Genomic DNA, 13710 nt, shown 5'->3' with positions numbered 1-13710 from the left:
ATTACAGAATAACGTAAGATAAAAAAAAAGCTAGCATATAGCTAGCTTTTTATCATTCATTTAAACAAAATTAAAGGTGATTAGATGCGGTGAACAGAAGTTGTGTTAGTTGTTCCGCTTGGAACTAATGCACCTGATACCATAACAATTGTATCACCTTGTTTTACATTACAAATTTTAACAGCCATTTCTTTACCTAAACGGTAGAAATCATCTGTTGAATTAATTGCATCAATTAAAATAGGTTCAACACCTTTAGATAAGGCAAGTTGATTGACAGTTTTTTGGCTTGAAGATAGAGCCAAAATACGAGCTGTCGGGAAGTAATGACGAAGTTCACGAGCTGATTTACCGCTACGAGTAGCAACAACAATTAATGGTACATTTAATCGTTCTGCGATTTCAACAGCACCACAACATACAGCAGCAGTAATACGTAATGTTTCTTCTTTTGTGGTTAGCTCTAATTTAGCTGGGATAGTACCATCAGTACGCTTACAAATAGTAGCCATCACATTAACTGCTTCAAATGGATATTTACCTTTAGCACTTTCGCCAGATAACATAACAGCGTCTGTACCATCAATAATTGCATTAGCAACGTCACCAGCTTCAGCACGAGTAGGACGTGGGTTTTTGATCATTGAATCTAACATTTGAGTTGCAGTAATAACTGGTTTTGAAGCTTTATTACATTTTTTAATCATCATTTTTTGAGCAAAAATAACTTCTTCAACCGCAATTTCCACACCTAAATCACCACGAGCAACCATGATACCATCAGATGCTTCTAAAATTTCATCAAAGTTATCTAAACCTTCTTGATTTTCGATTTTAGAAATGATTTTGATTTCTTCACCGCCGTGAGCTTTAAGATGAGCACGAATATCTTCAACATCAGAACGTTTACGGATAAATGATGCTGCAATAAAATCTACACCTTGCTCACAACCGAAAATTAAGTCATTTTTATCTTTTTCAGCTAGTGCAGGTAATTTGATTGAAACACCAGGTAAGTTAATACCTTTATTTTCACCAAGGTCACCGTTATTTAAAACTTTACAAATAACTTCGTTACCTTTGATTTCTTGAACGTCCATAGCGATTAAACCATCATCAACTAATACACGGTTACCTGGTTTAAGATCTTGAGCAAATCCTTTATATGTAACGGCTACACGTTCTGAATTACCAACTACATTTTCATCAGTAGTAAAAGTGAAAGTTTGGCCTGCTACAAGTGATACATCGTTACCACCTTCAAGCTTAATAGTACGAATTTCTGGGCCTTTAGTATCTAACATGATGGCAGCTTTTAAGCCTGTTTCTTGCATTACTTCACGTAAATTTTTGATTCGATTACCATGCTCTTCATAATCACCATGAGAGAAGTTTAAACGCATTACATTCATGCCTGCATTTAATAATTTAGTTAGCATCTCTTTTGATTCTGATTTTGGTCCTATGGTACAAACGATTTTTGTCTTTTTCATAATATTATCTACTAGTTGTTAAAGTTAATGTTCAAATTTAAATAAATGGTTTTAAATATAAATATTTAAACAAAAAAAACCAATGCCAGTGCATTGGTATAAAAAGGGAAGAGTAACTTTAAAAAGTTACTCTTATTAAAAGCAATATCTAAAGAATTTAGTAATCTCATCAATATAAGCCATTCTTAAAAACTTTTTTTATTATAGTCTTAACGACATTTTAAATAAAGTTTTTTATCAAAAAACTAGACATCAATTGAGATAGAAAAAAACTAAAACATTTTTTTGGTTAAATTTTTACCAAGTTTGTGATAAAAAATGTCTTTTTAAATTACATTAAATCTTTAAGTTGATAAATTAGTTCAATATCTTTATTTTTTAAAGTCAATAGATCTTTGTCCAAACTGACTGATGCTCCATCTTGAATTAATTGAGCGATGGTATCATCGAACTTACTCAATTGCTCATCATCACAAGCCATTTTTGCCATACTAACACCAGGGCCTTTGATCGTTTCGTTTTCCAATTCTACTTTTGCAACAAAGCGATTACACATTTTTCCATAAATATTCATGTTTTCACCAAATTCAAGCTCAGCGTTTTTATCTGTTGAAATATCTTGACCATTGGCTTTAATCAATACAAAGCGATGATGCATTAAATCTTCAGCTTTAACGCTCTTAGATTCACCACAACCAGTCATCACGAATGTTCCAGTAAAAAGCATTATTAATAGTAAAGTCTTTTTCATCTTAACTCCTAATAGTTGGCTAAATTTGATATAATCAGTTTAATTAAAATTTAATAATTACATTTTACTCTTTATGTTAATTCAACAGCAAATTAAATTTTTTCAATCAATGACTTTCTTAGATCAACACAAAATAAGAAAGCTTTCAAACAAAAATCAAAATTTAGATACCATCGAAAAGGCGATTGCTCAAGCTGTTGCACATTATAATGTTCGATTACAATCGTTACCTAAAAATATCGATTTTCCAGATAATCTACCAGTAGTTGATAAGAAAGAGGCGATAGCTGAAGCAATTAAAAATAATCAGGTTGTAATTATTGCCGGTGAAACAGGTTCAGGAAAAACGACACAAATACCTAAAATATGTTTGGAACTAGGCTTAGGTGTTAAAGGTTTTATTGGCCATACCCAACCGAGAAGGTTAGCAGCTCGTTCAGTTGCCAATCGTATTGCTGAGGAATTAAAAACAGAAATAGGCAACTTAGTGGGCTATAAAGTCAGATTTTCTGATCATGTCAGCGAAACTACTTTGGTTAAATTGATGACTGATGGAATTTTACTGGCAGAGATTCAGCAAGATAAATTATTACTTCAATATGATACTATTATTATAGATGAAGCTCATGAACGTAGTTTAAATATCGATTTTATTTTGGGATATTTGAAACAATTATTACCTAAACGTCCTGACTTAAAAGTCATCATAACTTCAGCTACAATAGATGTTGAACGTTTTTCAAATCATTTTAATCATGCTCCAATCATTGAAGTTTCAGGTCGAACCTATCCTGTCGAAGTTAGATATCGTCCAACAATTCTTAATGATGATTATGGAAATGACAAAAATAATGATTTTCAGCCTATTATAGATGCAATCGATGAATTATCTTTTGAAAGTAATGGGGATATTTTGATTTTTCTTACAGGGGAGCGTGAAATACGTGATCTGGCTGATACGCTAAGGAAAATTGAACTGAAACATACTGAGATTTTGCCTTTATATGCTAGATTATCAGCATCTGAACAAAACCGTATCTTTCAATCACACAGTGCTCGAAGAATTATCTTAGCTACAAATGTGGCTGAAACATCCTTGACCGTTCCTGGTATTAAATATGTTATCGATCCTGGTTTAGCAAGAATTAGTCGTTATAGTTATCGGACGAAAGTTCAACGATTACCAATTGAACCTATTTCTCAAGCATCAGCGAATCAAAGAAAAGGGCGTTGTGGTAGAACTTCAGATGGTATTTGTATACGTTTATATGATGAACAAGATTTTTTATCCAGACCTGAATTTACTGAGCCTGAAATTCTTCGAACCAATTTAGCATCAGTTATATTACAAATGACTTCATTAGGCTTAGGTGATATAGCGGCTTTTCCATTTGTTGAAGCACCTGATTCTAGATATATTCGTGATGGTATACGATTATTAGAAGAATTAGGTGCAATTTATACTAAACATCATCATTATCATTTGACTGAGATAGGACAAATTTTATCTCAATTACCTATTGATCCTAGATTAGCTAGAATGCTAGTTGAAGCTAGACGGTTAGGTTGTATAAAAGAAGTTATGATTATTGTGGCAGCACTATCAATACAAGATCCTCGAGAAAGGCCATTTGATAAACAGCAAGCTTCTGATGAGAAACACCGTAGATTTGCTGATAAAGAATCTGATTTTATATCACTTATCAATTTATGGAATTATGTAACAAATCAACAAGCAGATTTGTCGGGTAATCAATTTAGACGGTTGTGTAAAAAAGAATATCTTAACTATCTTAGAATTCGAGAATGGCAAGATGTTTATACACAAATTAGACAAACCATTAAACAACTTGCTTTTCCGATTAATAGTCAATTAGCGGATTATCGTTCACTGCATACTGCGTTATTAAGCGGCTTATTGTCACATGTTGGTATGAAAGAAATTGAAAAACATGAATATATCGGTGCTCGTAATATTAAATTTGCTATATTCCCTAATTCAGCCATCTTTAAAAATCAACCAAAATGGTGTATAGCTAGTGAACTTGTTGAGACAAGCCGGCTATGGGGTAGAACGGCTGCTAAAATTGAAGCAGATTGGATTGAACCATTAGCAAAACATCTAGTTAAATATAGTTATAGTGAGCCTAGATGGTCTAAAAAGAATGGGACAACTTTAGCCAATGAAAAAGTAACTTTATTCGGTCTACCAATTGTTGCAAACCGCATAGTTAATTATAGTAAAATTGACCCAGTACTAAGTCGTTCCTTATTTATTCGGAATGCTTTGGTTGAAGGTGATTGGCAAACTAATCACCAGTTTTATAAACAAAATCAGAAATTAATCAATGAAGTTGAGGATCTTGAACATAAATCTCGTCGTCAGGATATTCTGATTGATGATGATGATCTTTATAATTTTTATGATGAACGAATAGACAAATCAGTTATTTCCGCAAAACACTTTGATACGTGGTGGAAAAACAAACAAAAAATAGACCCTGATTTTTTAAATATTGAAAAAAATATGCTGATTAAACAATCAGCTCAGCCTGTAAAAATAAACGATTATCCAGATTTTTGGTATCAGAATAACTTGAAATTACCTTTAACTTATCAATTTGATCTAGGTAATGCACGTGACGGTGTAACAATTTCTATTCCGCTTAATATATTAAATCAAATAAAAGATACAGGATTTGATTGGCAAGTACCTGGATTTCGTTATGATTTAGTTATTGCTTTAATAAAATCATTACCAAAATCTTTACGTAAAAGCTTAGTTCCTGCGCCTAACTATGCTGAGGCTTTTTTAAGTAGAGTTAATTCAATTGAACATCCATTACTTGAAACATTAGAAAATGAATTTAGGAAAATGACAGGTATAAAAATTCAGCCAACTGATTGGCAATTAGAACAAGTACCAGATTACTTAAAAATGAATTTTAGTATAGTTGATAAGGGACGAGAAATAGCTTTTGGCAAAGATCTAATGATGATTAAAGAACATCTTAAAACAGAAGTTCAAGAAGCATTATCATCGCTGACTCAAAAAAAATCTGTCAAAATAGAGAAAGATAATATTATTGATTGGAATTTTGGTCACTTACCAAGTATTTATGAAGAAAAACAAAATAATTATACAGTTAAAGCCTATCCAGCCATCATTGATAATCAAAACTCGGTCAGTATTAAACTGGTTGATTCACTTGAGGAACAAAAAAGATTAACTAAGCTCGGGATTAGACGATTGTTGATTTTAAATATTCCATCTCCAATTAAATATTTGCACGAAAAGTTACCAAATAAATCTAAATTAGGCTTATATTTTAATTCATTCGGTACAGTTCTTAACCTTATTGATGACTGCATTGCCTGTGGAATAGACTACTTGATTAAGAAGTACAATCAGAAAGTTAAAAATCAAGAACAATATCAAGAACTGTTAGGTTATACCAAAGAGCATATCAATGAAATTGTAGTGGATATAGCTAAACAAGTGGAATCAATTTTAACTCTCCATTTTAATATTAATAAAAAACTTAAAGGCCGTATCGATTTGTCTTTAGCATTTGCGTTATCTGATATCAAAGCGCAGCTAAATGAGCTAGTTTATAAGGGTTTTGTGGCAAAAACTGGTTATAACAAACTCCATGATATTTATCGCTATTTAACTGCTATAGAAAAACGGATAGAGAAGCTAGGAACTAATGTGGCTAAAGATAGACAGTCGATGAATATAATAGAAGAAGTGAAAAACGAATATCAAAGTTGGTTCAATAGTTTGTCAGAAAATCAAAAATCATTGAATGATGTTACGAATATTAAATGGATGATAGAGGAACTTAGAGTTAACTTATTCGCTCAACAACTCGGCACACCGTATCCAATTTCTGCAAAAAGGATAAAACAACAAATAGAAACTGTATCTTCTGAATTATAGAATATAATTATAAGGATAAAAAAGAAGGGCGCTTATGCGCCCATTTTGATTATTTGTAAAGATCTACAAATACAGTGATGTTTGGCCCTTTAGAATCATGAGCAACTCGAGCAATATGATAATATTTAGCCCCAGCTTCTATTGCTCTTTTTCCTGCTTGATATGAAATTTCCTGATCAGTAACGTAGTAACCTCTAAATTTCAGTGTATCAAAGGCAACCATTTTAGCCGCAGTTGCATCGTTAAGTTCCTGAATTTTTCGCCCATCAGGAAGAGTGACAGTGTAACGAGTTACTCTTTGAGGTTCAGTGGCAACGGTACTTATTGTTTCTGTATTTGATGTTGTTGTAACTTTATTAGTTGCAGCAGAATTTGTTGTAGTTTTATCAATTACTTTATTATTAAATTTATCTGCATAATATTTCTCGTTAAATGCAGAAGGGGAGTAATAACCAGGTTTTTCAACCTGCATTGCAGCTTCTCCACCTTTAGCTAATGCTAATTGACCCGCTTCAGAATCGTAAGGAATAGCATTTTCAGGTTGTAATTTACGTTCAGGAGCATCTTTTTTAAATAAATAAGCAGCTACTTGAATATTACTGCCTAATTCTGAACGTGAATCTATGTAAAAGCCATATGCACCTTGCGCTGATGCTTCTTTAGCAATAGCTTGATTTACATCATAATCTGTCGGAAAGTATCCACGAATACGCACAATATTAAATGGTTCTAAGCGAATTGCTTTAGATTTTGGATATTCGTAAACACCTTCAAATTTACGTAAAGTTTCTGGTTGTTCTAAAGCTTTAGGTGCGTCTGCTTTGTATAATTTTGCATAAACGATACGCAAAGTATCATTAGAAGGGCTGATATTTGTTGTTGTTATGTAAAAAGAAGCAGCTCCTTCATTGTCTGCAGCCTTTGACATAGCCATAACATAATCGCTATCAGTATAAAAAGCACCTCGAATCGTAATGCTTTTAAAAGATTGCATGCTGTTTGCTTGTTCTTCAGTTAATTGCTGAGCAGCAAAAGAACAAAATGGAATAAGCGCAACAGTTGTAGCGATAATTGTTTTCTTGAAACTTAACATATAAAAAACCTTACAATGAATTTTTAGTTATTTTAGCATAAATAAATTTAATTTCCTAAATCTATTAAAGCTTCCAAGTTATTGATATAAATATATTTACCTTTAGCTATTAAAATATTTTGCTCTTGTAATTTTGATAAATTACGACTTACAGTTTCAATCGTTAATCCTAAATAATTAGCTATTTCAGCACGGCTCATTGCTAGTTTTATATTTAAAGAAGAATGTCCTCTTTGCTGATATCGAAGGTAAAGAGAATAAATAAAGGTGGCCAGACGCTCATCTGATTTTTTCTGAGAATAGCAAAGAACCAATTTTTGATAATTATAAATGTCAGCACTTAATAATCTAAAGATCAAATCTCTAACATTCTTATTAGTATCAATTAATGTCATTAATTCATCATAATGCAGTTCACAGATTAGTGTGTTACTTAATGCCTGAATGTTATTGTTATAAACTTTGGTTGAAATGGCATCTAAACCAACAATATCTCCAGGTAGATAAAATCCATTAATTTGTTCATTATTTTCAGAAGTTGTGACAAATGTTTTAAGTGCACCGGAATGAACGATGAAGAATTTTTTAAATGGCGTTTTTGCTTTAACTATTATTTCGCCTTTTGAATAAGATCTTTTGCGTTCTAAAACACTACTTAATGTATTATTGAGTAACATCGGAATACAGAGCCCACCGAGACTGCATAATTCGCACGGAACAGAATAACTATTGGAACGTAATGTCTTATAAATACTATGCATAATATCCTAAATACAAGGGCTGTTGATTTGAAGTGATAAGGTTACCATATTTTGTCATAAAACAAAAATTGACCAATTTTTTTTGTATTTCTATTCAATAAAAAGAAAAGAAATAGAAAATCACTATTAAATTTTTAAATAACTACACTAAGTAATTAATCTAAACAATATAAATGAATTCTTGATAAAAGAATAGTCTTATAAAGATTTAGAATTGTTAATAGAGGGTGAGTGGCGAATAAATGAACTTAATTGATTTAATATACTTTATTTAACATAATATACATTATGCGCACCAATATAGATTCATAAGAAAAGGGCTAAATCATGCCACTAATTTAAAAATTTGTGGCATTTGATACCAATCTGGAATCGGACAATCAGAAACTTCAACTTTTCTAATTTCACGTACAGCAACTGGACTAAATTTAGCTAAGTTGTAACGCTGAGCTATATCAATACCGATTTTTCGTAATCGTGCTCTATGTGTTTGAACTGATTTTTTACTAAAATCAAACGATCCACCACACATCCACTGAATTGCATACATTGCTGTCGTATTTGCTGATCGCATTGTTTCTACAACACCATGCCTTATTAATTGTTCACTGATCGTCTCAAAATCCATCGCATTAACCGCCAGTTTTTTATCTAAATTTAAAAATTCATCATGTAACTTATTTAATCGTGTATAGTCTGATAATCCCCAGTAATGCAAATTTTCTCGTTTTAAAAATCGGGATTTTAGTTTTTGTTCAAATCGTACTACGCCATTCTGTTGACAATATTCTATTACACTACTTAAGTATCTGAATTCACTTGAGTTTTCACCAAATTTATTTTTTATTTTTGTTAAACTATGTAGTTCAAGTTCGTGAGATTTGTTATAAACGGTTGGATAAATCAGGTGAGCATTACCTTGTTTTGATAGCCAATCAACAGATTGTCCATTGCTATGCAAACGAGGAACACTATATCGATAATTTAACGTAGACAAACCAGCTAAATAATCGTTAACATTACCAAACCCTACAATTTTATTTGATGTGATATGAAGTTCTTTTATTATTGCGCCGTTTGAAAAATTTTCTATTTTTGAATCAGTTAGCTGTCTAAAAAATAATTTAGAACATTTCGTAAAATGAGGAAGATTAAGATTAGTCAGTATTCTATTGTAGACATCTACACAACTGTCAATAGTACTTAATCCGAATAAATTTTCTATACGCCCCCACCGTGACGGATTTCCCGACATTTTTAACACAGAGCCACTAATTTTTATCAACACAGAATCACAAAATGAACCAATATGTCTATAAGCAGGTTGCGATAATGCACTAGCTTCGCCAGTTTCAATAAAGATACGTTGATATGCAACATCACCAATAATTGGTAGTTGATATCCGAAATCTTGTTCTATTGATAACCAGTCATAAAACATATTTACACCATTTGTATTTACATCATGCATATATATTAAACATATTTTTCGCATAATGTAAATATGCATGCGTCATGTAAATGATGTTTTAATGAGATAATTAACTTCTTTAAAAAAGCAAAAGAGGTAAAAATGAGTAATAAACGTGGTGACACAACAGTAAGAATAAATGAAGATAGAAAATTGGAGATAAAAAGGAAAATATTAGAAATCGGCAACAAAACAGGAGAAATACTAAAACCGTCAGAAATAGTAAGTTATTTAATTGACAATTATCTGGATGATGCCGTAAAAGATATAATAAATAAAAGTAAATAAATTAATCATGTAAATAAGCAATAAATTTTACTGTTTACTCTTGAATTGAATTTATTTACCGTAGGAAAGTACGGTAAAGTTCGGGTGTCACTGAACATCCGAACTCTAACCCTAAAATTAATAAGGTATATATATGAATTATTATAAGGAGGCTTTCTTCTAACTATTTAATAAATTAGGAGAAAGTATGTTAAAACTAAAAAAACAATTTTCAAGACGTAGTATACGTAAAACGCGTGTAGGTGAAATTGAATATTATACTTATGTTCATAGTGAGTCACATAAACATTTCAGCACTAAACAAGAAAAAAGTGCCTATTGCATTCACATGATTGAATATAAACAGTATAAACTAAAAATTAGGCCGTCAAGGGGAAGTAATATAGCCAACCCTTGGGATGATTACCCATCCTACGTATATAAGATGTCAAAAAGCTGGAAATATAATTCAAAAAGGAAGAAACAATATCATAATTAGTATTAGTACGCATAATGGCGTTATGCTAAATTCTTGATTGTTAGCCGACTTTGTCGGCCAACATTTTACAATCTGCGACTTCAACATAACGCATTTTACATTATGCGCACCAATGTAGATTTATAAGAGAAGTGCGTTAAACAGCTTTTAAAAATTCTAAATTTTTTGGATCATCATAAAATGATGTTGGTTCTACATACCAACTCGGACGCTGACAATTAAAATCAATATTTATAACTCTGCACATCGGAATTACATTATTTTTCTGTTGTTGTAGATTCTGTAATTGCATCTTGCTTAATCCAATCGATAAAAAATCTTGTTCGTAACGCCAAAACGCTTTACGATCCATGGAATTTTTAACGAATTGATAACCATCATTCAATAACGACCGATAAAACGAATAAATTTTATTTGACTTCGAATATGAGATTTTCCCTGTTCTAGTAACAGTAAAATAACTATCATTTAATAATGTTCGTATACGTTTATCATCATAAACATTCATATCTGCACCTTTTATAACAGACAATATATCCTTAAAAGCTATTTGCCATAATTCTCTAATAATATTAATGCCATTTTTTTGATTATCCTTCTGATATTTAATAATATACAATACTGCATAAACCAAAAGACGTTTAGGAGTTAAAATGACAACGCAAAAACCAAAGAGAACTAGCCTAGCAATAAGCGCAGAAAGAAAACTAAGAATTGAAAGATTAGCAGTAGATTTAAGTTACAGAATAGGAAAATCCATTTCATGGACAGAACTAGCAACGTACATACTAGATAATTATGCAAAAGATGCGGTACAAGATATTATACATTCTGACAAAAAAATAAAATAAAGGCTAAAATGTGTCAAAATGACTCAAGGTTGAACTATTATATATAGTTCAACCTTACACTAAATAAATTCTGTGAAAATATAAAAATGAAAAATAGAGACCCTAAAAATCTTTGGTACAATCCAAAGCTATATCGTTCTAAAAAAATAACAACAATAACACACATGACACACCAAGATATTTAATCTTTGCCGTTGGGTTTTGTGTAGGGTTTTATATATGTCATAGTTTTTTTTAGTTCGCATAATCTGCCGTTATGCTAAATTCTTGACTGTTAGCCACCTGCGGTGGCCAACATTATACAGCCTACGAATTAAACATAACGGCATTAACATTATGCGAACTGATTTTTTATAGAAATTATTAATTTCTATAAAATTTCTAATTCCAATAAAGTAATTGTGACGATAATTTATCGTTTAATCTCCCAACTCCATACCTTGCGATGTTATTTTCTGATCAATAATAGATTTTTCTGCTAAATTTTTTCCTGGAGTATCTAATGTCTGGTTTAACATTTTGCTTGATATTGTTGTATACTGTTTTTTAGCCGTTAAATATTTACTTTTGGTTAATGCCAATACCTTATCTGATTCAGTCAATGCCTTGCTTAACTCTGCCTTCTGAACATCTTTAACGTCACCAAATTTAGCTAAATTAAACTTAATATAAGCTAAATTATTATTTTTAAAACTTAATATTTTCATAATACTCATTATCTTTATATAAATCACTTTCAAAAAAGTTATTTTTTCATCCGGTTTTATCTGCAAATTATGAGTTTGTATTTCACTCTCAGTTAACCATCGGGTCTCTGAAAACCCCTTTTTGTGGCAATCTGAATATAAATCGTTTGCTTGATAGGCCTCTTGAGTATAAGGGTTTTTGGGATAGTTTCATTATTACATCTCAATTAGCCAGGAATATTCTAAATTTTCTTTAGTTCGATTACGCACAAAATCTGAGGCTACAATTTTTTCATAGTAGTTATTGATTTTACGCCAATCTTCAGCACGAAAAGTAAAACTATCTTTATATCTTTCATAAATATAAGACGTTAATTCATTAAGCTCCTGCAGATAGTTGTCATGTTGTTCTTGTGTAATTAAATTTACTTCTAATGCGTACTCAAACTCATTTTTCATGGTACTTTCAATTGTTTCAACGCGTTCTTTTTGGTCTCGCATACTGTATTCCTTGAGGGGGATTTCATCATTTACATCTCAATAAGCCAACTGTCTTCTAACCCTTCTTTTATATAATCTCTAACAAAATCTAAGGCTACAATTTTTTCATAATAGTCATTGATTTTAATCCAATCTTCATCGTAAAAAGCTAAACTATCTTTATATTTTTCATAAATATAAGATGTTAATTCATTGAGTTCCTGCAGATAGTTGTCATGTTGTTCTTGTGTAATTAAATTTATTTCTAATGCGTACTCAAACTCGTTTTTCATGGTACTTTCAATTGTTTCTACTCGTTCTTTTTGGTCTCGCATACCGCACTTCTTAAGTAGTTTTGGTGATATTACCGGCTGAATTATAACCAATTTTTAAAAGTCATCCAAGTGGAAAGGCTCGCCATGTGTACTTTTCCGGTGGCTCTAAAGGATTGGACTTAGTGGGTTGTCAACACGCCAAATGCTCGCTTGTTCACTGCGTGACTGCGACCTTCGCTTTGCTATGTGCAGTTATTAGCAAGAAAACGATTAATAACATTTCGTATAAATTTGGAGTGGTAATCGAATTCAATATGTTACCAATTGAGGGGGAAATGATCATTCATGTTTGTAATTTCACTAATATGTAAAACATCAACTTTATTAATATGACTATTTATGCTCGAAAAGCCGATTAATATTGTCTGCTGTCATATTCACATCTCGATAAGCCAAATTAACTCTAAATCTTCTTTTGTATAATCCCTGACAAAATCTAATCCTACGATTTTTTCATAGTAGTTATTGATTTTACGCCAATCTTCAGCACGAAAAGTAAAACTATCTTTATATCTTTCATAAATATAAGACGTTAATTCATTAAGCTCCTGCAGATAGTTGTCATGTTGTTCTTGTGTAATTAAATTTACCGCCAAAGCATGTCTGAATTCATTTTTCATGGTACTTTCAATTGTTTCCACTCGTTCTTTTTGGTCTCGCATACCGCACTCCTTAGGTAGTTTTGGTGATATTAACGGCTGAATTATAAACAAATTTTTTTTGGGGTTGCATTGGTTTGTGTAAAGTTCGAAGTCCCTTGATTATTAACTTGCTGTATTTGATCGAAAAGTCGATTAATATTGTCTGCTGTCATTATTTACATCTCTATAAGCCAGTCACCTTCTAACCCCTCTTTTGTCCTACTACGAATAAAATCTAATCCTACAATTTTTTCATAATAGTCATTAATTTTAATCCAATCCTCATCATAAAAAGCCAAGCTATCTTTATATTTTTCATAAACATAATAGGTTAATTCATTGAGTTCTTGCAGGTAGTTGTCATGTTGTTCTTGTGTAATTAAATTTACCGCCAAGGCATGTCTAAATTCATTTCTTAAGCGTCGTTCCATTCTATCAA

The 13710-nt window shown here is 31.5% G+C and carries 14 protein-coding genes; 3 read left to right on the top strand and 11 right to left on the bottom strand.

Annotation, left to right across the window (positions count from 1 at the left end; all coding sequences use genetic code 11):
- Positions 1-80 precede the first annotated feature (80 nt).
- Both pykF and J3U27_RS04840 read right to left on the bottom strand, forming a co-directional pair.
- Positions 81-1493 carry a pyruvate kinase PykF gene (pykF, locus tag J3U27_RS04845; protein ID WP_065562828.1) on the bottom strand — a complete coding sequence of 471 codons (1413 nt, stop codon included), beginning with the start codon at positions 1491-1493 and terminating at the stop codon, positions 81-83.
- A gap of 331 nt (positions 1494-1824) precedes the next feature.
- On the bottom strand, positions 1825-2244 hold the full coding sequence (locus J3U27_RS04840) for an META domain-containing protein (RefSeq protein WP_267376953.1): 420 nt from the start codon (positions 2242-2244) through the stop codon (positions 1825-1827).
- Between the two features lie 73 nt (positions 2245-2317).
- Here J3U27_RS04840 and hrpA point away from each other — a divergent pair, with 73 nt between their 5' ends.
- Complete coding sequence (gene hrpA, locus J3U27_RS04835; RefSeq protein ID WP_267376951.1) at positions 2318-6187, top strand: ATP-dependent RNA helicase HrpA; 3870 nt, start codon at positions 2318-2320, stop codon at positions 6185-6187.
- 49 nt (positions 6188-6236) lie between these two features.
- On the opposite strand, the gene J3U27_RS04830 is transcribed toward hrpA, so the two are convergent.
- The 3 genes from J3U27_RS04830 to J3U27_RS04820 all read right to left on the bottom strand — a co-directional run bounded on the left by J3U27_RS04830 (position 6237) and on the right by J3U27_RS04820 (position 9482).
- Positions 6237-7280, bottom strand: coding sequence for a YdgH/BhsA/McbA-like domain containing protein (locus J3U27_RS04830; protein ID WP_267330365.1), 1044 nt, complete (start codon positions 7278-7280; stop codon positions 6237-6239).
- A 47-nt stretch (positions 7281-7327) separates the two neighbouring features.
- Positions 7328-8041, bottom strand: a complete 714-nt coding sequence (locus J3U27_RS04825) for a helix-turn-helix domain-containing protein (RefSeq protein ID WP_065562825.1) — start codon at positions 8039-8041, stop codon at positions 7328-7330.
- Positions 8042-8366: 325 nt separating this feature from the next.
- Positions 8367-9482, bottom strand: coding sequence for a phage/plasmid replication domain-containing protein (locus tag J3U27_RS04820; RefSeq protein ID WP_267331928.1), 1116 nt, complete (start codon positions 9480-9482; stop codon positions 8367-8369).
- 132 nt (positions 9483-9614) lie between these two features.
- Between J3U27_RS04820 and J3U27_RS04815 the strand changes: the two genes are divergently transcribed.
- Positions 9615-9800 carry a hypothetical protein gene (locus tag J3U27_RS04815; protein WP_267376949.1) on the top strand — a complete coding sequence of 62 codons (186 nt, stop codon included), beginning with the start codon at positions 9615-9617 and terminating at the stop codon, positions 9798-9800.
- 614 nt (positions 9801-10414) lie between these two features.
- Here the strand turns inward: J3U27_RS04815 and J3U27_RS04810 are convergent.
- A complete protein-coding gene (locus J3U27_RS04810) occupies positions 10415-10897 on the bottom strand; it encodes a phage/plasmid replication protein, II/X family (protein ID WP_267376947.1) in 483 nt (160 codons plus the stop codon).
- 34 nt (positions 10898-10931) lie between these two features.
- Here J3U27_RS04810 and J3U27_RS04805 point away from each other — a divergent pair, with 34 nt between their 5' ends.
- Entirely contained in the window at positions 10932-11129 is a 198-nt protein-coding gene (locus J3U27_RS04805) for a hypothetical protein (protein ID WP_065734120.1), read from the top strand.
- A 419-nt stretch (positions 11130-11548) separates the two neighbouring features.
- Here J3U27_RS04805 and J3U27_RS04800 read toward each other — a convergent pair whose 3' ends face one another.
- The 5 genes from J3U27_RS04800 to J3U27_RS04780 form a co-directional block, all read right to left on the bottom strand.
- Positions 11549-11836 (bottom strand): hypothetical protein, encoded by a 288-nt coding sequence (locus tag J3U27_RS04800; protein ID WP_267330367.1) that lies wholly within the window; start codon positions 11834-11836, stop codon positions 11549-11551.
- Between the two features lie 195 nt (positions 11837-12031).
- Positions 12032-12316, bottom strand: coding sequence for a hypothetical protein (locus tag J3U27_RS04795; RefSeq protein WP_267330368.1), 285 nt, complete (start codon positions 12314-12316; stop codon positions 12032-12034).
- Positions 12317-12345: 29 nt separating this feature from the next.
- Positions 12346-12630 carry a hypothetical protein gene (locus tag J3U27_RS04790; protein WP_267330369.1) on the bottom strand — a complete coding sequence of 95 codons (285 nt, stop codon included), beginning with the start codon at positions 12628-12630 and terminating at the stop codon, positions 12346-12348.
- A gap of 377 nt (positions 12631-13007) precedes the next feature.
- Positions 13008-13292, bottom strand: coding sequence for a hypothetical protein (locus J3U27_RS04785; protein ID WP_267330370.1), 285 nt, complete (start codon positions 13290-13292; stop codon positions 13008-13010).
- Between the two features lie 155 nt (positions 13293-13447).
- On the bottom strand, positions 13448-13710 hold a 263-nt coding region (locus tag J3U27_RS04780), incomplete at its 5' end, for a hypothetical protein (protein ID WP_267330371.1).

Origin of the sequence: Gilliamella sp. B2911 (genome assembly GCF_026536965.1) — a bacterium.
In the GTDB taxonomy this organism is placed as follows: Bacteria; Pseudomonadota; Gammaproteobacteria; order Enterobacterales; family Orbaceae; genus Gilliamella; species Gilliamella apicola_E.
The sequence above is the reverse complement of the archived record's forward strand: the minus strand, read 5'-3'. Positions and strand labels throughout refer to the sequence as shown.

Excerpts from the sequence above, each read along its gene's own strand:
- J3U27_RS04805 (WP_065734120.1), top strand. The coding sequence starts at position 10,932 with ATGACAACGCAAAAACCAAAGAGAACTAGCCTAGCAATAAGCGCAGAA.
- J3U27_RS04785 (WP_267330370.1), bottom strand. The coding sequence starts at position 13,292 with ATGCGAGACCAAAAAGAACGAGTGGAAACAATTGAAAGTACCATGAAA.
- J3U27_RS04825 (WP_065562825.1), bottom strand. The coding sequence starts at position 8,041 with ATGCATAGTATTTATAAGACATTACGTTCCAATAGTTATTCTGTTCCG.
- J3U27_RS04815 (WP_267376949.1), top strand. The coding sequence starts at position 9,615 with ATGAGTAATAAACGTGGTGACACAACAGTAAGAATAAATGAAGATAGA.
- J3U27_RS04800 (WP_267330367.1), bottom strand. The coding sequence starts at position 11,836 with ATGAAAATATTAAGTTTTAAAAATAATAATTTAGCTTATATTAAGTTT.
- J3U27_RS04820 (WP_267331928.1), bottom strand. The coding sequence starts at position 9,482 with ATGTTTTATGACTGGTTATCAATAGAACAAGATTTCGGATATCAACTA.
- hrpA (WP_267376951.1), top strand. The coding sequence starts at position 2,318 with ATGTTAATTCAACAGCAAATTAAATTTTTTCAATCAATGACTTTCTTA.
- J3U27_RS04795 (WP_267330368.1), bottom strand. The coding sequence starts at position 12,316 with ATGCGAGACCAAAAAGAACGCGTTGAAACAATTGAAAGTACCATGAAA.
- J3U27_RS04790 (WP_267330369.1), bottom strand. The coding sequence starts at position 12,630 with ATGCGAGACCAAAAAGAACGAGTAGAAACAATTGAAAGTACCATGAAA.
- J3U27_RS04830 (WP_267330365.1), bottom strand. The coding sequence starts at position 7,280 with ATGTTAAGTTTCAAGAAAACAATTATCGCTACAACTGTTGCGCTTATT.
- J3U27_RS04840 (WP_267376953.1), bottom strand. The coding sequence starts at position 2,244 with ATGAAAAAGACTTTACTATTAATAATGCTTTTTACTGGAACATTCGTG.
- pykF (WP_065562828.1), bottom strand. The coding sequence starts at position 1,493 with ATGAAAAAGACAAAAATCGTTTGTACCATAGGACCAAAATCAGAATCA.